The 17,708-nt window shown below is 72.0% G+C and carries 17 protein-coding genes and 1 tRNA gene; 6 read left to right on the top strand and 12 right to left on the bottom strand.

Annotation, left to right across the window (positions count from 1 at the left end; all coding sequences use genetic code 11):
* Positions 1 to 58: 58 nt before the first annotated feature.
* The 4 genes from mshC to JOC24_RS27740 form a co-directional block, all read right to left on the bottom strand.
* Positions 59 to 1,288 (bottom strand): cysteine--1-D-myo-inosityl 2-amino-2-deoxy-alpha-D-glucopyranoside ligase, encoded by a 1,230-nt coding sequence (gene mshC / locus JOC24_RS27755; protein WP_205023142.1) that lies wholly within the window; start codon positions 1,286 to 1,288, stop codon positions 59 to 61.
* A 372-nt stretch (positions 1,289 to 1,660) separates the two neighbouring features.
* Positions 1,661 to 2,521 (bottom strand): SCO1664 family protein, encoded by an 861-nt coding sequence (locus tag JOC24_RS27750; protein WP_205023141.1) that lies wholly within the window; start codon positions 2,519 to 2,521, stop codon positions 1,661 to 1,663.
* Positions 2,485 to 3,075: a DUF3090 domain-containing protein gene (locus JOC24_RS27745; RefSeq protein WP_205023140.1), complete on the bottom strand. Its 591-nt coding sequence runs from the start codon at positions 3,073 to 3,075 to the stop codon at positions 2,485 to 2,487. The genes JOC24_RS27750 and JOC24_RS27745 overlap by 37 nt, the downstream gene beginning before the upstream one ends.
* A 106-nt stretch (positions 3,076 to 3,181) precedes the next feature.
* On the bottom strand, positions 3,182 to 3,892 hold the full coding sequence (locus tag JOC24_RS27740; protein WP_205023139.1) for a histidine phosphatase family protein: 711 nt from the start codon (positions 3,890 to 3,892) through the stop codon (positions 3,182 to 3,184).
* A 54-nt stretch (positions 3,893 to 3,946) separates the two neighbouring features.
* Between JOC24_RS27740 and corA the strand changes: the two genes are divergently transcribed.
* Positions 3,947 to 4,933 carry a magnesium/cobalt transporter CorA gene (gene corA, locus JOC24_RS27735; RefSeq protein WP_205023163.1) on the top strand — a complete coding sequence of 329 codons (987 nt, stop codon included), beginning with the start codon at positions 3,947 to 3,949 and terminating at the stop codon, positions 4,931 to 4,933.
* A gap of 15 nt (positions 4,934 to 4,948) precedes the next feature.
* Here the strand turns inward: corA and JOC24_RS27730 are convergent, their stop codons facing one another.
* Positions 4,949 to 5,737, bottom strand: a complete 789-nt coding sequence (locus JOC24_RS27730; RefSeq protein WP_205023138.1) for a ferritin-like domain-containing protein — start codon at positions 5,735 to 5,737, stop codon at positions 4,949 to 4,951.
* A 211-nt stretch (positions 5,738 to 5,948) separates the two neighbouring features.
* A complete protein-coding gene (locus tag JOC24_RS27725; protein ID WP_205023137.1) occupies positions 5,949 to 7,001 on the bottom strand; it encodes an LLM class F420-dependent oxidoreductase in 1,053 nt (350 codons plus the stop codon).
* Between the two features lie 142 nt (positions 7,002 to 7,143).
* On the opposite strand from JOC24_RS27725, the gene JOC24_RS27720 reads away from it, so the two are divergent.
* On the top strand, positions 7,144 to 8,127 hold the full coding sequence (locus JOC24_RS27720) for an aldo/keto reductase (RefSeq protein ID WP_205023136.1): 984 nt from the start codon (positions 7,144 to 7,146) through the stop codon (positions 8,125 to 8,127).
* Positions 8,124 to 10,352, top strand: a complete 2,229-nt coding sequence (locus JOC24_RS27715; protein ID WP_205023135.1) for a helix-hairpin-helix domain-containing protein — start codon at positions 8,124 to 8,126, stop codon at positions 10,350 to 10,352. The genes JOC24_RS27720 and JOC24_RS27715 overlap by 4 nt, the downstream gene beginning before the upstream one ends.
* Before the next feature lie 76 nt (positions 10,353 to 10,428).
* Here JOC24_RS27715 and JOC24_RS27710 read toward each other — a convergent pair whose 3' ends face one another.
* Positions 10,429 to 11,076, bottom strand: coding sequence for a hypothetical protein (locus JOC24_RS27710; protein WP_205023134.1), 648 nt, complete (start codon positions 11,074 to 11,076; stop codon positions 10,429 to 10,431).
* Between the two features lie 47 nt (positions 11,077 to 11,123).
* On the opposite strand from JOC24_RS27710, the gene JOC24_RS27705 reads away from it, so the two are divergent.
* Positions 11,124 to 11,312, top strand: a complete 189-nt coding sequence (locus JOC24_RS27705; RefSeq protein WP_053930948.1) for a DUF5703 family protein — start codon at positions 11,124 to 11,126, stop codon at positions 11,310 to 11,312.
* A 58-nt stretch (positions 11,313 to 11,370) separates the two neighbouring features.
* Here the strand turns inward: JOC24_RS27705 and JOC24_RS27700 are convergent, their stop codons facing one another.
* The 3 genes from JOC24_RS27700 to JOC24_RS27690 all read right to left on the bottom strand — a co-directional run bounded on the left by JOC24_RS27700 (position 11,371) and on the right by JOC24_RS27690 (position 14,010).
* Entirely contained in the window at positions 11,371 to 12,159 is a 789-nt protein-coding gene (locus JOC24_RS27700; protein WP_205023133.1) for a chaplin, read from the bottom strand.
* Positions 12,160 to 12,297: 138 nt separating this feature from the next.
* Positions 12,298 to 12,531: a chaplin ChpH gene (chpH, locus tag JOC24_RS27695; RefSeq protein ID WP_031099530.1), complete on the bottom strand. Its 234-nt coding sequence runs from the start codon at positions 12,529 to 12,531 to the stop codon at positions 12,298 to 12,300.
* A gap of 144 nt (positions 12,532 to 12,675) precedes the next feature.
* Positions 12,676 to 14,010, bottom strand: coding sequence for a M20/M25/M40 family metallo-hydrolase (locus JOC24_RS27690; protein WP_205023132.1), 1,335 nt, complete (start codon positions 14,008 to 14,010; stop codon positions 12,676 to 12,678).
* A 181-nt stretch (positions 14,011 to 14,191) separates the two neighbouring features.
* Between JOC24_RS27690 and JOC24_RS27685 the strand changes: the two genes are divergently transcribed.
* Positions 14,192 to 14,279 (top strand) — tRNA-Leu (locus tag JOC24_RS27685).
* Between the two features lie 709 nt (positions 14,280 to 14,988).
* Complete coding sequence (locus tag JOC24_RS27680; protein ID WP_205023162.1) at positions 14,989 to 15,927, top strand: pseudouridine synthase; 939 nt, start codon at positions 14,989 to 14,991, stop codon at positions 15,925 to 15,927.
* 12 nt (positions 15,928 to 15,939) lie between these two features.
* Here the strand turns inward: JOC24_RS27680 and JOC24_RS27675 are convergent, their stop codons facing one another.
* Positions 15,940 to 16,569, bottom strand: a complete 630-nt coding sequence (locus JOC24_RS27675; RefSeq protein ID WP_205023131.1) for an MBL fold metallo-hydrolase — start codon at positions 16,567 to 16,569, stop codon at positions 15,940 to 15,942.
* Complete coding sequence (locus tag JOC24_RS27670; protein ID WP_205023130.1) at positions 16,569 to 17,654, bottom strand: S-(hydroxymethyl)mycothiol dehydrogenase; 1,086 nt, start codon at positions 17,652 to 17,654, stop codon at positions 16,569 to 16,571. The genes JOC24_RS27675 and JOC24_RS27670 overlap by 1 nt, the downstream gene beginning before the upstream one ends.
* Positions 17,655 to 17,708: the final 54 nt, after the last annotated feature.

The raw sequence follows: 17,708 nt of genomic DNA, 5'->3' as shown, positions 1-17,708 counted from the left end.
GTCCTCGTCGATCTCTCGCGAGGTCCGGGGCCTTTCCGCCATGTCTCTGTGGGACGGGTTACAGCGCGACGCCCAGCAGGGCGTCGACGGTGCGCGAGACGAGACCGGGCGCGCCCTCGTCCGTACCGCCGCCGGAGGTCTGCCGCGCGGCCCAGCGGTCGACGGCCGCGAGTGCGGCCGGGGTGTCCAGGTCGTCGGCCAGGGCCTCCCGCACCTCCTCGACCAGGGCGTCGGCGGAGAGCCCGTCGGGCCGGGAGACGGCGGCACGCCACCGGGCGACACGCTCCACGGCGTCGGCGAGCACCTGGTCGGTCCACTCCCAGTCGGACCTGTAGTGGTGCGCGAGCAGGGAGAGCCTGATCGCGGCGGGGTCCACTCCCTCCCGGCGCAGCGCCGAGACGAAGACGAGGTTGCCCTTCGACTTGGACATCTTCTCGCCGTCCAGCGCGACCATGCCGGCGTGGACGTAGGCACGGGCGAACGGGTGCTCGCCGGTCAGCACCTGGGCGTGCGAGGCGCCCATCTCGTGGTGCGGGAAGGCGAGGTCGGAGCCGCCACCCTGGACGTCGAAGCCCATGCCGAGATGGTCCAGCGCGATGGCCACACACTCGATGTGCCAGCCGGGCCTGCCGCGTCCGAGGGTGCCGCCGTCCCAGCTCGGCTCGCCCTCGCGGGCGGCCATCCAGAGCATCGGGTCGAGCGGGTTCTTCTTGCCGGGGCGCTCGGGGTCACCGCCGCGCTCGGCGGAGAGCAGCCGCATGGCCTCGGCGTCGAGACCCGACACCTCGCCGAAGTGCGGGTCGCAGTCGACGGAGAAGTACGTGTCGCCGTCGAGTTCGTAGGCGGCGCCCGCGTCCCGGAGGCGTTCCACGAGCGGGACGATCCCGGGTATCGCCTCGACCGCCCCGATGTAGTGCTTCGGGGGAAGCATGCGCAGGGCGGTCATGTCCTCCCGGAAGAGGGTCGTCTCGCGCTCCGCGAGCTCGGTCCAGTCCTCGCCGTCGCGCACGGCCCGCTCCAGCAGCGGGTCGTCCACGTCGGTCACGTTCTGGACGTAGTGGACCTGCCGCTTGGTGTCGAGCCACACGCGCTGAACGAGGTCGAACGCGTTGTAGGTCGCCGCATGACCCATGTGGGTCGCGTCGTACGGCGTGATGCCGCAGACGTATATGCGGGCGACGGGACCGGGGTCAAGGGTGATCCGTCCGCCGGTCGCGGTGTCGTGGATCCGAAGGTCGCGGCCCTTGCCAGGCAGGGCGGGGACCTCAGAAGCGGGCCAGGCATGCATGTCATGAGCGTAACCGGACGATGCTTCCGGATACGAACCGGATGGCAGATCGTGGCCGAAGAGGCGGTCTTGCGCGCGGGGCGGTCCTGCCCCGGCGCCGGCCCGTGGCCCCTGGTGGATCGGCGCGCGGCGTCGGGTGCGGTGCATCGCGGGACGCGGGGCGGGCCCGCACACCGGACGTGTTCGGGCGCTCCGACAGCGCGGCGCGGTGCCGCAGCCGTGGTTCCGCGGCCCGGGACAGCCCTCGGCCGGCCCTTCCCTGCCCGGACGGCACCCGGGAATCCGGGTGGCGCGGGCTCCGGCCGGATGTGTACTCGATCGCCGGACGGGCTCGGACGTGTCCCGGGCCAGGCAGGCCCGAGGCAGGGGCCACTACACCGGCGGCCAGGGGATCGGGGGCCAGTCGCCGCTCGGCTGCGGATGCCGGCCGGTCGCGCGCAGGCTCTCCACCCGGCCGCGCAGGGCGTCGATCTCCGCCGCGGTGATCAGTTCCCCCAACCGGGTGGCGAGCGCCGATCCCGGTTCCAGGCCGGCGGACAGCCGGTCGAGCACCTCGGCGGCCTCGGGGGTCAGCGGGTCGCCCGCCCAGCCCCAGAGCAGCGTCCGCAGTTTGTCGTCGGCGTTGAAGGTGACACCGTGGTCGATGCCGTACAGCCGCCCGCCTGAGGCGGGAAGCAGGTGTCCGCCCTTGCGGTCACCGTTGTTGATCACCGCGTCCAGGACCGCCAGGCGGCGCAGTCGGGGATCGTCGGCGTGCACCAGCAGGGCCTGCTTCCCCTCACCCACCTCGGCGAAGCCGACCGCCTTCCAGCCGTCCCCCGGCTCCTCGTCCTCGACGAGCGCGAGCAGGGGCGGCGGCCCGTCGGCGTTCCCGTCCTCGTGTCCGGTTTCCGCCTCCGCCTCGATCCACAGCTGGCACATCCCCTCGCCGTAGGGGCCCTCGCGCAGCACGGTGGGCGGTACGAGTCCCCAGCCGGTGGCCTCGGAGATCTCGTACGCCGCGACCTCGCGCTGGGCGAGGGTGCCGTCGGGGAAGTCCCAGAGCGGCTGCTCGCCGGCGACCGGCTTGTAGACACAGGTGCGTTCCTCGCCCTCGTGGGCGACCGAGCAGTACAGCACCGCGTTCGACGCGCCCCGGACCCGCCCGAGGACCGTCAGCTCCCCCTCCGCGAGCAAGGTGCGCAGCCCGGCCTCCGTCAGGCCCCGCGACGGTATCCGTTCTGGCGCGGGCATACGTGTCCTTCCGGATCGAGGGGGAGGCTGCACAGCGGGCAGGGCGGGCGGCCGGCGTTCACGACGTCCAGCGCGCGTTTGGCGAACGCCCGCGCCTGAGCACCGCTCAGCCGTACGCGCAGCATCGGCGGGCCGTTCTCCTCGTCCTGCAGAAGCCTTTCCTCGGCCTCCGCGAGGTCGTCCTCGGAGTCGGCGTCCAGTTCGACGAGTGCCTGCGCCTCGACGATCATGCGCTGCTCCTCGCCGTCCCAGGCGAGCGCCATCGTGCCGACCCTGAACTCCTCCTCGACGGGGGCGTCGAGCGGCGCGGTGTCGGTGACGTCCATGGGTGCCACAGCGGGCACCGGTGAGTTGCCGCCGGTCCGCCGGACGACCTCGTCGAGGAGCTCGTCGATCCGTTCGGCCAGCGCGGAGACCTGGGTCTTCTCCAGGGCCACGCTCGTGACCCGTCCCCGCGAGGATGCCTGCAGGAAAAACGTACGGCGGCCAGGCAGCCCGACCGTACCGGCCACGAAGCGGTCCGGCGGGTCGTAGAGGAACACCTGACGGGACACGTCCTGTCTCCCTTGAGAATGTGATGGCGGATGGGGGCGGCCCCGGGGCCCCGCGGAACTGACCCGCAGGGCCTCTACGGCGCGTCCACCCTACTGCGCGGAGCGATCACGGTGCCCCAGCGCCGCCCCCGACGGCCGCATCCGCTCCCGTGTCCCCCGCCGCGTCTGCCCCGATGGCCTGTTCGCGCGGCGCGAGGGACGCGAAGTCGCCGGTGTCGCCGAGCCGGAGGAGGAAGGGGCGCAGCCGTGTGTAGCGGATCGCGGTGACGGAGCACGGGTCGGCCTGGATGCGCTGGAAGAGGTCGAGATGCATGCCGAGCGCGTCGGCGACGAGCGCCTTGATGATGTCGCCGTGCGAGCACATCACATACGCGGAGTCGTCGCCGTGCTCCGCCTCGATGCGGGTGTTCCAGTCCCGCACGGCTTCGACGGCCCGCGCCTGCATGGCGCGCATGGACTCACCGCCGGGGAAGGCCGCGGCCGAGGGGTGCTGCTGGACCACCTTCATGAGCGGTTCGTCGGCGAGTTCGGCGAGTTTGCGACCCGACCAGTCCCCGTAGTCGCACTCGCTGATCCGCTCCTCGGTGTGGAGCGCGAGGCCGGGTCGGGCGGCGAGCAGCGGCTGGAGCGTCTCGCGGCAGCGCTGCAGAGGGCTGCTGACAGCCGCGGCGAGGGTGAGGGCCGAGAGCCGGCCGGGCAGCGCGGCGGCCTGTGCGGTCCCGCGTTCGTCGAGGGAGACCCCGGGGGTACGGCCCGCGAGCACTCCGGAGGTGTTGGCGGTCGAGCGTCCGTGTCGTACAAGGATGAGCGTGGGCATACCCGCCAGCGTAGAGGGGTGCGTGAAGGCGTCGCGGCAGGGAAGAATGCGCGGGTGATCGTCGACTGCGGAATTTACCGGGACGGGCGCCGGACCGAAGGTCCCGCCGACTTCTCCGATGCCCTCGACGAGGCACGTGCCACCGGAGACGCCTTCGTCTGGATCGGGCTGCACGAGCCGACGGAGAAGGAGTTCGACCTGGTCAGCAGCGAGTTTGCGCTGCATCCGCTCGCGGTCGAGGACGCCCTGCGCGCCCATCAGCGGCCCAAGCTGGAGATCTACGACGACTCCCTGTTCGTCGTGATCAAGCCGGTGGTCTACGAGCCGCGGAGCGACACCGTGAGCGCCGGTGAGCTGATGCTGTTCATAGGGGACTCCTTCGTGGTGACGGTGCGGCACGGCGAGGGTGCGCCCCTCGCGGCGGTGCGGAGCCGTCTGGAGGCCGAGCCCGAGGTCCTCCGGCACGGGCCGACGTCGGTCCTGTACGCGGTCAGTGACGCGGTGGTGGACCACTACATCGAGGTCGCGGCCGAGCTCCAGGTGGACCTGGAGGAGCTGGAGGCCCAGGTCTTCGCCCCGGCAGGCTCCGGGGACTCCAAGAACACGGCGGCGGGCATCTACACCTTCAAGAGGCAGGTGCTCGAGTTCCGCCGGGCGACCAATCCGCTGAGCGCGCCGATGGCACGGCTCTCGAGCGCGGGGGTGCCCTTCGTCGACGTCGGGTCGCAGCCCTTCTTCAGGGACGTGAACGACCACCTGACGCGGGCCGTCGAGCATGTGGAAGGGCTCGACCGGCTGCTCTCGGACATCCTGTCGGCCCATCTGGCGCAGGTGGGTGTGCGGCAGAACGACGACATGCGGAAGATCTCGGCGTGGGCCGCCATGGCCGCCGTACCGACCATGGTGGCCGGGGTCTACGGCATGAACTTCCGCCACATGCCGGAGCTCGACTGGGCCTGGACCTACCCGGCGGTGATCGTGCTGATGGGCGTCGCGGTCGTCGGGCTGTACCGCCTGTTCAAGCGCCGCGGCTGGATGTAGGCCGGGGCACCGGCCTCAGGCGTATTCGCTCTCGGGTACGGCCGGGCCGCCCAGGGCGTTCCGACGGGCGGGCTGTTCGAGGCTGACCATGCGCCGCCAGCCCACCAGCCGCTCGCCGGCGTACACGGCGTGGATCCCCGCGGCCAGTACGGCGGCCTTGGCGCGCGGCCAGCGCAGCACCTCGCCCATGTGGCTCATCACGGCGAGGCTGACGTCCCGGTAGACCCGGATCTCCGCCTGGGCGCACTCCCGCAGGACGGACTGGATCGTCCTGCCGTGCCCCGCCCGGGCGAAGAGGAGGAGTTCCTCGTGGCAGTACGCGAGGTGGTTGTCCTCGTCCCGCGAGATCATCTTCACCGCGCGGCCGAGGACGGGGTGTCCCGCGAAATGCTTCAGCAGGAGTCTCATCTGTTCGGAGGCCCGCTGCTCGGTGACCCTGCTGTGGGCGAGGTAGACGATGACGTCCCGCTCGGTGAGCGGCTCGTCACGGCTGAGCCGGTCGTGCGCGAGGCCGATACCCCGGCGTTCCAGCAGGAGGGTGTAGTCGGTGTCGTACGGCACCGCCACCGGCTGCAGCCCGCGTTGCTTCAGGAGGGCGTTGAAGATCCGGCCGTGCTTGTCCTCGTCGGCACCGTGCCGGGCGACCTTGGGGGCCAGTTCGCGCAGTCCCGGGGGGACGAGTGCGGCGATGCGCCCGTTCTCCCAGCCGCCCTGCGACTCCCCGTCGGCAGCGATCGAGCAGAACAGCCGGAACGACTCGTCGTTGTCGAGGATCTCCTGGAACAGACTCTTTGCCGAGAGCATCACTGCCACCTTTCGCACCGGTGTCCGCAGGGGAACAGTCAAATTCGGTACGCGTCGGTAGGCAACACGAACGGGTCGGGGCACGGCCGAACGGGCGCCCCGAGAGGAGTGCGACGCGTGTCCCGGGGGCACCGCCCCGCGTTGTTCCGTTCGACGGCCGTGGCGGGGACGACCCCCGAGCCCCCACCACGGCCGCAGGGGCCTTCGGTGCCTACGCGGTGAGCCCCGAGCGCTCCAGGGCGTCCGTGCCGGCGCGCAGCGCCGCGAGCCGCTCGTCGAGCGTGAAGCCCGCCGGGGCGAGGGTCAGCGTCGTGACGCCCGCGGCGGCGTACGCCTGCATCCGGTCGGCGATCCGGTCCACGGAGCCGAGCAGCGTGGTCTGGTCGATGAGCTGGTGCGGTACGGCGGCTGCCGCGCCCGCCTTGTCGCCGGCCAGGTACTTGTCCTGGATCTCGGCGGCTTCCTTCTCGTAGCCCATGCGCTGGGCGAGCTGGTTGTAGAAGTTCTGCTTGCGGCTGCCCATGCCACCGACGTACAGCGCGGTGTAGGGGCGGAACATGTCGGCGAGGCCGTTGATGTCGTCGCCGACAGCCAGCGGGAGGGTCGGACAGACGTCGAAGCCGTCCATCGTCAGGCCGGCCTTCTCCCGTCCGGCCCGCAGGTGCCGCAGCGCGGTCTCCTCGATGTGCTCGGCCGACGGGAAGATCAGCAGGGCGCCGTCGGCGATCTCGCCGGTCTGCTCGAGGTTCTTCGGGCCGATCGCGGCGATGTAGAGCGGGATGTGCTCCCGCTGCGGGTGGACGGTCAGCTTGATGGGCTTGCCGGGGCCGTCGGGCAGCGGCAGCGTCCAGTGCTCGCCCTCGTAGGACAGCCGCTCCCGGGACATCGCCCGGCGCACGATCTCGACGTACTCGCGCGTGCGGGCCAGCGGCTTGTCGAACTTGACGCCGTACCAGCCCTCGGAGACCTGAGGTCCCGATACGCCGAGGCCGAGGCGGAAACGGCCCCCGGAGAGCGAGTCGAGGGTGGCCGCCGTCATGGCCGTCATGGCCGGCTGACGGGCCGGGATCTGCATGATCGCGGAGCCCACGTCGATGGACTCGGTCCGGGCCGCGACCCAGGCGAGCACCGTCGGCACGTCGGAGCCGTACGCCTCGGCCGCCCAGCAGACGTCGTAGCCGAGCCGGTCGGCCTCCTGGGCGACGGCGAGGTTGTCCCCGTCCATCCCCGCACCCCAGTAACCGAGATTGATGCCGAGCCGCATACCCACACTCCCTCTACTGATCAGTAACGTTCCTGTGCCGGGACTCTAGCGCGGGGCGCCGGGATCCGGCAGGCCCGCCGGGGGACGGCCGTTGTCCACAGGCTCCCACCCCGTCGGGCCCCTGCCAGTAATCTCAGCGCCCATGGAGCAGAGGCATCTCGGCCGTACCGGCCTTCGTGTGTCCCGGATCGGGCTGGGCACTCTCACCTGGGGCCGGGACACCGACGAACACGACGCGGCCGACCAGCTCAAGGCCTTCTGGGACGTGGGCGGCACCCTCGTCGACACCGCCGACGTGTACGGCGGTGGTGAGGCCGAACACCTGCTGGGGCGCTTCCTGGACACTCTGGTGCCCCGGCAGGACCTGGTCATCGCGACCAAGGCGGGCAGCGTGTCCGACCCGTACCGCCGATTCGACGGATCGCGCGGGCATCTGCTCGCCGCGCTCGACGCGTCCCTGCGTCGGCTCGGGACGGACTACGTGGACGTGTGGCAGATCCACGCCTTCGATCCCGTGACCCCGCTGGAGGAGACCCTGCAGGCACTGGACCTGGCCGTGTCATCGGGGCGGGTCCGGTACGCCGGGGTGTCCGACTTCAGCGGCTGGCAGCTCGCCAAGGCGGCCACCTGGCAGCTCGCCGCGCCCGGGCTGCGCACCCGGCTGGCCTGCACACAGATGGAGTACTCGCTGCTGCAGCGGGGCGTGGAGCGGGAGGTGCTGCCGGCGGCGCTGGACCTCGGGGTGGGGCTGCTGCCGTCCTCCCCGCTGGGCCGGGGGGTACTGACCGGCAAGTACCGCACCGGTACCCCGTCCGGCTCGCGTGGCGCCTCCGATCAGCTGGCACCCTTCGTCGAGCCGTATCTCGACGAGGCGGCGAGCAGGATCGTGGACGCGGTGGCGACCGCCGCCGACGGTCTCGCGGCGACCCCCCTCGAGGTCGCTCTCGCCTGGGTGCGGGACAGGCCGGGGGTGGTGGCCCCGGTCGTCGGGGCGCGCAACGCGCGGCAGCTGCGCGAGGCGTTGTCGGTGGAGGCGCTTAGTCTTCCTGACGAGATCTGCCAGGCGCTCGACGATGTGTCGGCGCCCGTGCACCGCTATCCCGACCAGGACTGGAGCACGCTGTGACTGCGCATCCCCGGGGAGAAACCCCGGACCCCGCGGCCGAGGACCCCGCGACCGGTGAGGAAGCCGGTGTCCAGGCGGCCGGCACCCCCGGCGCACCCGACGAGGGCGGCGCGCGGAGTGCGGAGGGGGCGGACGACGGCGCGGAGAGCGCGGAAGGCGTGCAGGAGCCGGAGCGGGCTCCCGGTGAGCCCGTGGCACCCGCGCTGTCGGAGGCCGAGGCGGAGCTGGCCGCGCAGCGCGAGCTCCACGAGCGCATCGAGCAGCGCAAGGCCGGCAAGGAAGGGCCCATCGCGGCCGGTGCGAAGCTGAGCGGCCCGGCCGCGGACCTCCTCGCGGCGGTCCGCGCGGTGGAGAGCGGCGAGAAGCCGGGCACCGCCTTCTTCGACTCCCCCGGGGCCGCGCCGGCGCCCCGCCGTGCGGCTCCCGCGGCACCGGCCGCGCGGTCCGCTCCCTCCCCCGCGCCGGAGCGGCCGCGCGTCGCCTCCCCCGAGGCGGCCGCCTCGGTCGCGGAGGTGCTCGCCGGGGGCGGGGCTCCCGAAGCGCTGGCGGGCCCGGCGGCGGCGACGCTCGGCGAAGGGGCCGCCACCGCCCTCCGGGAGGACCCGTGGCAACTGCTGGCCGTGCCGGGCGTACGGCCCGAGCAGGCGGACGGCTTCGCCCGGGCACTGCTGGGCGCGGAATGCGGCCCCGACGACGAGCGCCGCACGGCGGCCCTGGTGAGCTGGATGCTGGAGCGTGCCGCGCTGCGGGGCCACACCGCGCTGGACGCCGACGAGGTGCGGGCGGGGCTGGCCGGATTCTCGGTGGCCGACCCCGCCGAGGCCGTCCAGCAGGCCGTCGCGGAGGGCGTCGTGCTGGTCTTCCAGGACGACGACACCGCGGAGCCCCAGGAGACGGAAGGGGCGGAGGAGGAGACGTCCGAGGACGGGGCACAGGGCGACGAGGAGCCCGTGCGGGTCCTCCTCGGCCTCGACCGGTACGCCCTGGCCGAGGAGAGCCTCGCCGACGGCCTGGCACGGCTGGTCAACTCCTGCGAGAAGGGTGCCGACTGGACGGACGCCGCTGCCGGTGCCCCGTCACCTTCGGCGGGCGAGCTCATCCGGGCGGCGGCGGGCGCGGGTCTGGTCGTCCACAGCGGCGGTGAGAGCGCCCGTGCCGAACCCGCCGCCCTCATCGCCGCCGCGCGGGGCCTCGGCCTGCGGGCCCTGGGCACCACCCACAGCGCCGACGGCCTGCGACGGCTGACGGACGCGGTCGGTGATCCGGGTTCCGCGGTCACCCTCTCGGCGCTGCTCTCCGGCGGGAGCGGGCCGGGCCGGGACGCGGACGGCGCGTTCGCCGTCGACGTGCTGGTCGTGCTGGACGCCCCGCAGCTCGACGTGGAGACGGCCGCGATGCTGGTGGAGTCACTCGCCGACGGGACGCGGCTGATCCTGAGTGGTGACCCGGGGGTGCTCGGTTCGGCCGGTGCGGGCCGGGTGTTCGCCGATGTGATCGCGTCGCGCGCCTGCCCGCACGTGGTCTCGCGCACGCCCGACCCGGGGCCGATCGGTGAGCTGGTCTCGGGCATCGGCATCGGCGAGCTCGCCCAGGTCGAGGCGCCGGGCAAGGAGGTGGTGATCGTGCCCGTCCGCGACGCGGGTGAGGCAGTGCACCGCACCGTCCAGCTGGTGGCCGACTCGGTGCCGCGCGCCATCGGCGTCCCTTCCTCCGACACCCAGGTCATCACGGTCGGGCACGGCGGTACGGCGGGCACGACGGCGCTGAACGCGGCGCTCAAGCAGCGCCTGAATCCGGGGCCGGGCCGTTTCGGCGGCTTCGACCCCGGCGACCGGGTGGTCCACGTCCCGGCTCCGGGCAGGGTGGTGCCCGGCTCGGTCGTCTCGGCCGACGCCGACGGCCTGCACCTGGACTGCTCGGGCACGTCCGTCGTCGTACCCCAGGAACGGGTGGAGGCCTCGGTGCGCCACGGCTGGGCGCTCAGCGCCCATCAGGCGGCGGGGATGCGCTGGCCGGCCGCGGTCGTCGTGCTGCCCGGCGACGCGGCGCAGGGGCTCAGCAGGCCCTGGGTGTACACGGCGTTCAGCCGTGGCGAGCGGCACCTGTCGGTGGTGCACGGCGTGGACCAGGCCCTGCCGCGTGCGGTGGCCGAGGTCCCGGCGCAGGAGCGGACGACCCGGCTGCGGCCCCTGCTGGAGGCGCTGCCCACTCCGGACGCCTCGTAGCGGGTCGTCCGCGAAGGGCTCCCGGGCATACCGACGGCCCCGGTGCGCTGCGCGCCGGGGCCGTCGGACGGCGAGGTCAGGAGCGTTCCGCGACGAGGCCGTCGGGGTCCCCGTCCAGCTCGTCCTCCTCGTCGAAGACCGCGCTGACGTCGAAACGGCAGACCACCATCGCGGGATCGGCTTCGTCGAACGGCGCCGCGAGCCACTCCCCCGGCTCGGGAGGCTCCTCCACAGCGGAGACCCAGAGGGTGGAGTCCCCCTCCTCGAGCCCGAACTCCTGGTGCCGGGAGGCGATTTCGTCCGCCTCGTACTCGCCGAACACCGCTCCCAGCGCGGCGTGCACCCCGGCGGCCGGCAGCCCGTCCCCGTCCGGATCGACGTCGGCGAGCCGCTGTGCCTGGGCGAGCAACCGGCCGGGCTCCGCCACCGCGTAGTCGCGCCTGATCAGCACGCTGACGGCATGCGGCTCCTCCGGGCCCGCATACGGCGGGAGGGAGTCCTGTGCGGCCGGGATCTCGAAGGGGGTGACTTCGTCGTAACGGTCGTAGAGCAGTTCGTCGTAGACCTCGGCGGCGGCGGCCAGTGCGTTGAACGCGTCGGAGACAGCGGGGTCGTCGTCCCCGGTACGGCGTTCGACCGCCTGGAGGTGGCGGTCGAGCGCGGTTCTGACTGCATCGGCGGCGGCGCGTACCTCGGCAGCGGTGGGCTGCGCAGCATCAGACATAGGACAGACGCTATCCGTACCGGGGGTCTGCCCGCACAATAGATGCGATGCCGGAATACGAATTTATCGACGTGTACGTGCCGCGCGGGGTGTCCCGCAAGGAGGCGGCCCGCCTGCTGACCGACCATGCCGAGTACGGGCACTGGGAGTTGGACCGTCTGACGCTGCGCCGTGACGGCAGCCGCCGGGTGCGGCTGCGCCGCCGCATCATCCGCCAGCTCCGGCCCACCTGGTAGCACGGAGCGGGTCCCGCGTCCGCGGAACCCGCTCGTCGTACTCGATGTGGTGCAGGCGCTACGCGGCGCTGCGCGAACGTCGGTACAGAACGGTGCCCGCACCCGCGAGCAGCAGGCCCGCGCTCGCCGGAACGAGCAGGTCGAGCCCGCCCCCACCGGTGTGAGCGAGCTGCTCGCCCGCCACGAGCTGGGTCTCGGGAGCAGGGGGAGCGTCCGGCGTGACCGGCTTCTCCGGGGTGGGCGGAGTGTGCGGCACGACGGGAGGCGGGACCGCCTCCGAGTCGTTCTCGCAGTTGTTGCCGAAGACCGGGTTGAGTAGTCCGCCGACGGTGACGCTGTTGCCGCAGACGTTCAGGGGGATCTCGACCGGCGCCTGCACCTGGTTCCCGGAGAGGAATCCCGGGGATCCGGTCGTCTCGGCGTGGGCCGAGGTGCCGGGAGCACGGTGCCTGCCCGTCCCCGCCCCGCTGTCACGCGTGTCCTGGTGCCCTGACGCCCGGCTCCCGCCGTCGCGCGCGTCCCCGTGCCGGGACGACGTCCGGCCGTCGGAGCCGTGACCGGAGGAGGAGCCACCGTCCGAGGTGGACGCCTGTCCGGACTTCGAAGATCCGTCTCCGCAGTCGTTTCCGCTCGTGGGATTGAGCAGACCGCCGACGTTCACGGAGTTTCCGCACACGTTGACGGGTACATCGATCGGGACCTGGATCGAGTTCCCCGAGAGCACTCCCGGTGAACCCGACGCGGCGCCCGCGGCACCCGCGTCGGCGTGCGCGTATCCGCCACCGAGCGCGAGCACTCCACCCGCCGCTGCCATGGTGATCAGGCCTTTGCGTGTGACCTGTCGCATAGGTTGCTTTCCTGCCTTCTGCCTACCGAAATACCCCGGCGCAACCCGCGCCGGGACCAGATGCCCAGCGGCCCCGGAGTGCATGGCACGCACTCCGGGGCCGACCGGACTCAGACCCTCACGGGTTGGCGCGCATCGTCACGCGTTGACGCAGGTGTTGCCGAAGGCGGGGTTCAGCAGCCCGATCACGGAAACGGTGTTGCCGCACACGTTCACCGGAACGTGGACCGGCACCTGGACGACGTTGCCCGAGAGCACGCCGGGGCTGCCGATGGCGGCACCCTGGGCTCCGGCGTCGGCGGAAGCCATACCCGCACCAGCGAGCACGAGACCACCGGTAGCAGCCGCGATTGCGACGACCTTCTTGATCATGATTCCTCCTCGTTGACAAGCGCGGTCCCAGCCGCGGACCGCATCATGAGCAACGAGGAGGGAGTGGGCGGGCTACGAGTAGACGATCTCTTTCACCCTTTCCAGTGAGTACGCACAGGCTGTCGAATACGGCCGCTCACAGGGTCAGGAGTGGTCGATGAACCGGTCGAGCACCCGGGCTCCGAACTTCAGGCCGTCCACCGGGACCCGCTCGTCCACGCCGTGGAACATCCCGGCGAAGTCCAGCTCCGGCGGCAGCTTGAGGGGGGCGAATCCGAAGCAGCGAATACCGAGGTCGTCGAAGGACTTGGCGTCGGTGCCACCCGAGAGCATGTAGGGCACGGCGCGCGCGATGGGGTCCTCGGCCTTCAGGGCGATTTGCATCGCGTCCACGAGGGACCCGTCGAAGCCCGTTTCCAGGGCCTTGTCCCCGTGCACGTCCTCGCGCTTCACCCGGGGCCCGAGGATCCGGTCGAGGTCCGTCAGGAACTCCTCCTCGTAGCCGGGCAGGAAGCGGCCGTCCACATGAGCGGTGGCCTGCCCGGGAATCACGTTCACCTTGTAGCCGGCGCCGAGCATGGTGGGAGCTGCGGAGTTGCGCAGGGTCGCGCCGATCATCTTGGCGATCCCGCCGAGCTTGGCGAGCGTGGCCTCCATGTCCTCCGGGTCGAGCGGGGTGCCGAGAGCGTCGGACAGCTCGTCGAGGAAGGACCGTACGGTCTTGGTCACCCTGACCGGCCAGGTATGGCGGCCGAGCCGGCCGACGGCCTCGCAGAGCTCCGTGATGGCGTTGTCGTCGTTGGTCATCGAGCCGTGCCCGGCGGTGCCGTCCACGGTGAGCCGCATCCAGTGCATGCCCTTCTGCGCGGTCTCCACCAGATAGAGGCGCAGGTTCTCGTTGACGGTGAAGGAGAATCCGCCGACCTCTCCGATCGCCTCGGTGACGCCGTCGAAGAGGTCCCGGTGGTTGTCGACGAGGTGGCGCGCCCCGTACGTGCCGCCCGCCTCCTCGTCGGCGAGGAAGGCGAGGACGATGTCTCGCGGGGGTTTGCGGCCGCTGCGCACGCGGTCGCGTACGACCGCGAGGGTCATCGCGTCCATGTCCTTCATGTCGACGGCGCCCCGGCCCCACACGCACCCGTCGGCGATCTCGCCGGAGAACGGATCGTGCGTCCAGTCCGCCGCGTTGGCCGGCACGACGTCGGTGTGCCCGTGGATCAGCAGCGCCGGCTTGGAGGGGTCCTCGCCCTCGATCCGGGCCACGGTGGAGGCACGCCCCTTGTGCGACTCGATGATCTTCGGCTCGAGCCCGACCTCGGCGAGCTTCTCGGCGATGTACTCAGCGGCGGCACGCTCCCCGGGGCCCGAGTGGTCGCCGTAGTTACTGGTGTCGATCCGGATCAGGTCACGACAGAGGTCCACGACCTCGCTCTCGGCCCTCTCGCCGATGCCGGCCCGGTCCGTGTTGGTCTCGCTCACGCTGCTTCCTTCCACTGTCGCGGTGGTGCTCCCTCTCATCCTCGCGCGCCGGCGCCGCTCGCCCAAGGCCGCCCGGCGCTCGTCATGCGTCTTGTCGGCGCCGGGGGCGTGATCGAGCACCCTCGAATGTTTGCTATGGTTTTCCACGTCGGAACGGGCAGGGCCCAGGAAGACACACCCGGTCCGGGTGGCGGAATGGCAGACGCGCTAGCTTGAGGTGCTAGTGCCCTTTATCGGGCGTGGGGGTTCAAGTCCCCCCTCGGACACCAGTGAAAAACCCCAGTTCATCTGGGGTTTTTTCTGTTTCTCGGTCTGTTTTTCGGACTGTTTTTCGGACTGTGGCCGGCCTGCGGGGTCGGGCGAGACAGTGGCTCGGTCGCGGTCCGGCGACCAGCGGGGCGAGGAAGTCCGGCAGGGCGGCGTCGAAACGTTCGGGCTGCCCGACGCGGGGCGGATGCCCCGCCTTCTCCGCGACGGCCCGCGTGGCGTGCGGGAAGCCGTCCCGGTCACCGGCGGAACGCCCCCGGGGTCGCTCTGCGGGTGTTCACCTCTCCCCGCTCCGGTCCTTTCCATGCCGTGACGCGGAGGAAGGTCACGGAGTGCGCCCGGAACGTGTGGGGGAGGGAGCACCGGTCCGTCGACGCGCAGTGCCGATGTCCGTGATGCCACCTGACGGTCCCGGCCGTGTTCTCCGCGTCAGGGGCCGCCTGGAGCGTGGTCGGCCGGGCGGTCCGTGAGGCGGGCTTCGCCTCGAGGTCGATCCGGGTCCTGGCATCCGCGGCCCGCGCGTTGACCACCTTGCCCACGAGTTCGCCGGTGGCGTCGTCCCGGGTGACCACCTGCCGGAACGGCTCGGCGGGTTCGTCGTCCGTGGAGGTGCCCCACCGCTCGAGTACGAGCGGCCGGCCTACCCGATGGGATGATGGGGGATCCTGCCCGTCCGTATCGGGCCCCCTCCGGCGACAAGGACCGATGGCGATGAGAGGCCGGGCCAAGCCCCCCGCCGCCCCGCTCCCCCAGCGGGACGGGATCGATCCGGTGCGGGTGAGGCTGCCGGAGGATCCCGACGGTGCCTGGGACTGTGTCCGGGACCACCTGCAGGACCGGTTCGCGGGGGCGGTCGGGGCGCGACGAGTGGACACGATGCTCGCCGAAGGGCTGTTCGTCGGGGCCGACGGCGGTGCCGTGGGGGGCGACGAGCCGTACACGGCAGGCCGGTTCCTCTGGTTCCACCGGGATTTCGCCTCGGAGGAGCCGGTGCCCTTCCCGGTCGGTGTGCTCCACCGCGACGAGCACCTCCTCATCGCCGACAAGCCGCACTTCCTCAGCACCACCCCGCGCGGCCGGCACATCACCGAGACCCTGACCGCCCGGCTGCGCCGGGAGCTGGGGCTGCCGCACCTGCAGCCCGCGCACCGGCTGGACCGGCTGACGGCGGGCCTGGTGCTCTGTGTCGTTCGGGCCGAGGACCGGGGCGCGTACCAGACGCTGTTCCGGGACCGGCTGGTGCGCAAGGAGTACGAGGCGGTGGCTCCGTACGACCCGGAGCTCACGCTCCCCCGCACGGTGCGGAGCAGAATCGTGAAGGAGCGCGGGGTCGTCGCGGCGCGCGAGGAGCCGGGGGCACCGAACAGCGAGAGCCGGGTCGAACTGCTGGAGCACCGGGGCGCCTTCGGCCGCTATCGGCTGCTGCCCGCGACCGGCCGCACGCATCAGCTGCGGGTGCACATGAACGCGCTGGGGCTGCCGCTCGTGAACGATCCGGTCTACCCGGTGGTGGAGCCGGACCCGGAGCACGAGGACTTCGGGCGTCCGTTGCAACTGCTGGCGAGGGTGCTGGAGTTCACCGATCCGGTCACGGGCGTGCCGCACCGCTTCGAGAGCGGCCTGCGGCTCTCCGCGTGGCCGGACCGGTGAACCCGGCCGCGGTCAGTGGCCGCGGGCGATCCAGTCCTGAAGCTGCGGCGCCTCCGCGCCGATGGTGGTGGAGTCCCCGTGTCCGGTGCGGACGCCGGTCTCCGGCGGAAGGGCGAGCAGCCGGTCCCTGATCGAGTCGATGATCGTCGGGAAGTGCGAGAAGGAACGCCCGGTGGCGCCCGGTCCGCCCTGGAAGAGCGTGTCCCCGGTGAAGACCGTGCTCAGCTCGGGGGCGTGGAGGCAGACAGCGCCGGGGGCGTGGCCCGGGGTGTGCAGCACCGTCAGGCGCGTCCCCGCCACCTCCAGCTCCTGCCCGTCGGCGAGTTCGCCGTCGGGGGCGCGGTGCGGGTGGGTCTGCTCCCAGAGGGGCAGGTCGTCCGGGTGCAGCAGGATCGGCGCACCGGTCGCGTCGGCGAGGGCCGGCGCCGCGTCGATGTGGTCGTTGTGCGCGTGGGTACAGATGATGGCGCGCAGCGTACGCCCGCCGAGTGCGGCCTCGATCGCGGCGGCGTCGTGGGCGGCGTCGATGACGACGGCCTCCGTGTCGTCGCCGACGATCCAGACGTTGTTGTCGACGTCCCATTCGCCGCCGTCGAGGGCGAAGGTGCCGGACGTGACCAGGTGGTCGATGCGGGCGGCCATCAGAGGACCACCACCGAGCGCAGGACGTCGCCGTCGTGCATCCGCGCGAAGGCCTGCTCGATCTCGCCGAGCTGGATGGTCTCGGTGACGAAGGCGCCCAGGTCGAGGCGTCCCTGCTGGTGCAGGTCGATCAGCATGGGGAAGTCACGCGAGGGCAGGCAGTCGCCGTACCAGGACGACTTGAGCGAGCCCCCACGCCCGAACACGTCGAGGAGCGGGAGCTCGAGCTGCATCTCGGGGGTGGGCACGCCCACGAGGACGACGGTGCCGGCGAGGTCGCGGGCGTAGAAGGCCTGCTTGTACGTCTCGGGGCGCCCGACCGCCTCGATCACGACATCGGCGCCGTTGCCGTCGGTGAGGGCGCGAATCGCCTCGACGGGGTCACCGGAGCGGGAGTTGACGGTGTGGGTGGCGCCCATCTTCTTCGCCGTCTCCAGCTTGCGGTCGTCGATGTCGACCGCGATGATCTTCGCCGCCCCCGCGAGCCGGGCACCGGCGATCGCCGCGTCGCCGACGCCGCCGCAGCCGATGACGGCGACGGAGTCGCCGCGGCCGACCTGGCCGGTGTTGATGGCGGCGCCGATGCCCGCCATGACTCCGCAGCCGAGCAGCCCGGCGACGGCCGGGGAGACCTCGGGGTCGACCTTGGTGCACTGGCCCGCGGCGACGAGGGTCTTCTCGGCGAACGCGCCGATGCCGAGCGCCGGGGAGAGCTCGGTGCCGTCCAGGAGGGTCATCTTCTGCTTCGCGTTGTGGGTGTCGAAGCAGTACCAGGGGCGGCCGCGCAGACAGGCACGGCACTGGCCGCACACCGCACGCCAGTTGAGGACCACGAAGTCGCCGGGCTCGACGTCGGTGACGCCTTCGCCGACGGACTCCACGACACCCGCGGCCTCATGGCCGAGCAGGAACGGGAAGTCGTCGTTGATGCCGCCCTGCTTGTAGTGCAGGTCCGTGTGGCAGACGCCGCACGCCTGGATCTTGACCACGGCCTCACCGGGGCCCGGGTCCGGCACCAGGATCGTCTCCACCCGCACGGGCTCGTTCTTTCCCGGTGCGATGACCCCTTGTACCTGCTGCGCCATGCCGTGGTCTCCCATTCCGACTGCCCCGTTGTCCTGAAGATCGATCCCGTCCAC

The organism is Streptomyces sp. HB132 (assembly GCF_016909575.1).
Taxonomy (GTDB): Bacteria; Actinomycetota; Actinomycetes; order Streptomycetales; family Streptomycetaceae; genus Streptomyces.
Note: the sequence above shows the minus strand (reverse complement) of the source record. Positions and strands in the feature narration are given on the sequence as shown.

Coding starts and splice junctions, on each gene's coding strand:
- mshC (WP_205023142.1), bottom strand. CDS start 1,288: ATGCATGCCTGGCCCGCTTCTGAGGTCCCCGCCCTGCCTGGCAAGGGC.
- JOC24_RS27710 (WP_205023134.1), bottom strand. CDS start 11,076: ATGTCTGATGCTGCGCAGCCCACCGCTGCCGAGGTACGCGCCGCCGCC.
- JOC24_RS27675 (WP_205023131.1), bottom strand. CDS start 16,569: ATGGCCGCCCGCATCGACCACCTGGTCACGTCCGGCACCTTCGCCCTC.
- JOC24_RS27750 (WP_205023141.1), bottom strand. CDS start 2,521: ATGCCCGCGCCAGAACGGATACCGTCGCGGGGCCTGACGGAGGCCGGG.
- JOC24_RS27725 (WP_205023137.1), bottom strand. CDS start 7,001: ATGCGGCTCGGCATCAATCTCGGTTACTGGGGTGCGGGGATGGACGGG.
- JOC24_RS27680 (WP_205023162.1), top strand. CDS start 14,989: ATGAGAGGCCGGGCCAAGCCCCCCGCCGCCCCGCTCCCCCAGCGGGAC.
- JOC24_RS27700 (WP_205023133.1), bottom strand. CDS start 12,159: ATGCGACAGGTCACACGCAAAGGCCTGATCACCATGGCAGCGGCGGGT.
- JOC24_RS27740 (WP_205023139.1), bottom strand. CDS start 3,892: ATGCCCACGCTCATCCTTGTACGACACGGACGCTCGACCGCCAACACC.
- JOC24_RS27730 (WP_205023138.1), bottom strand. CDS start 5,737: ATGCTCTCGGCAAAGAGTCTGTTCCAGGAGATCCTCGACAACGACGAG.
- JOC24_RS27705 (WP_053930948.1), top strand. CDS start 11,124: ATGCCGGAATACGAATTTATCGACGTGTACGTGCCGCGCGGGGTGTCC.
- JOC24_RS27720 (WP_205023136.1), top strand. CDS start 7,144: ATGGAGCAGAGGCATCTCGGCCGTACCGGCCTTCGTGTGTCCCGGATC.
- chpH (WP_031099530.1), bottom strand. CDS start 12,531: ATGATCAAGAAGGTCGTCGCAATCGCGGCTGCTACCGGTGGTCTCGTG.
- JOC24_RS27670 (WP_205023130.1), bottom strand. CDS start 17,654: ATGGCGCAGCAGGTACAAGGGGTCATCGCACCGGGAAAGAACGAGCCC.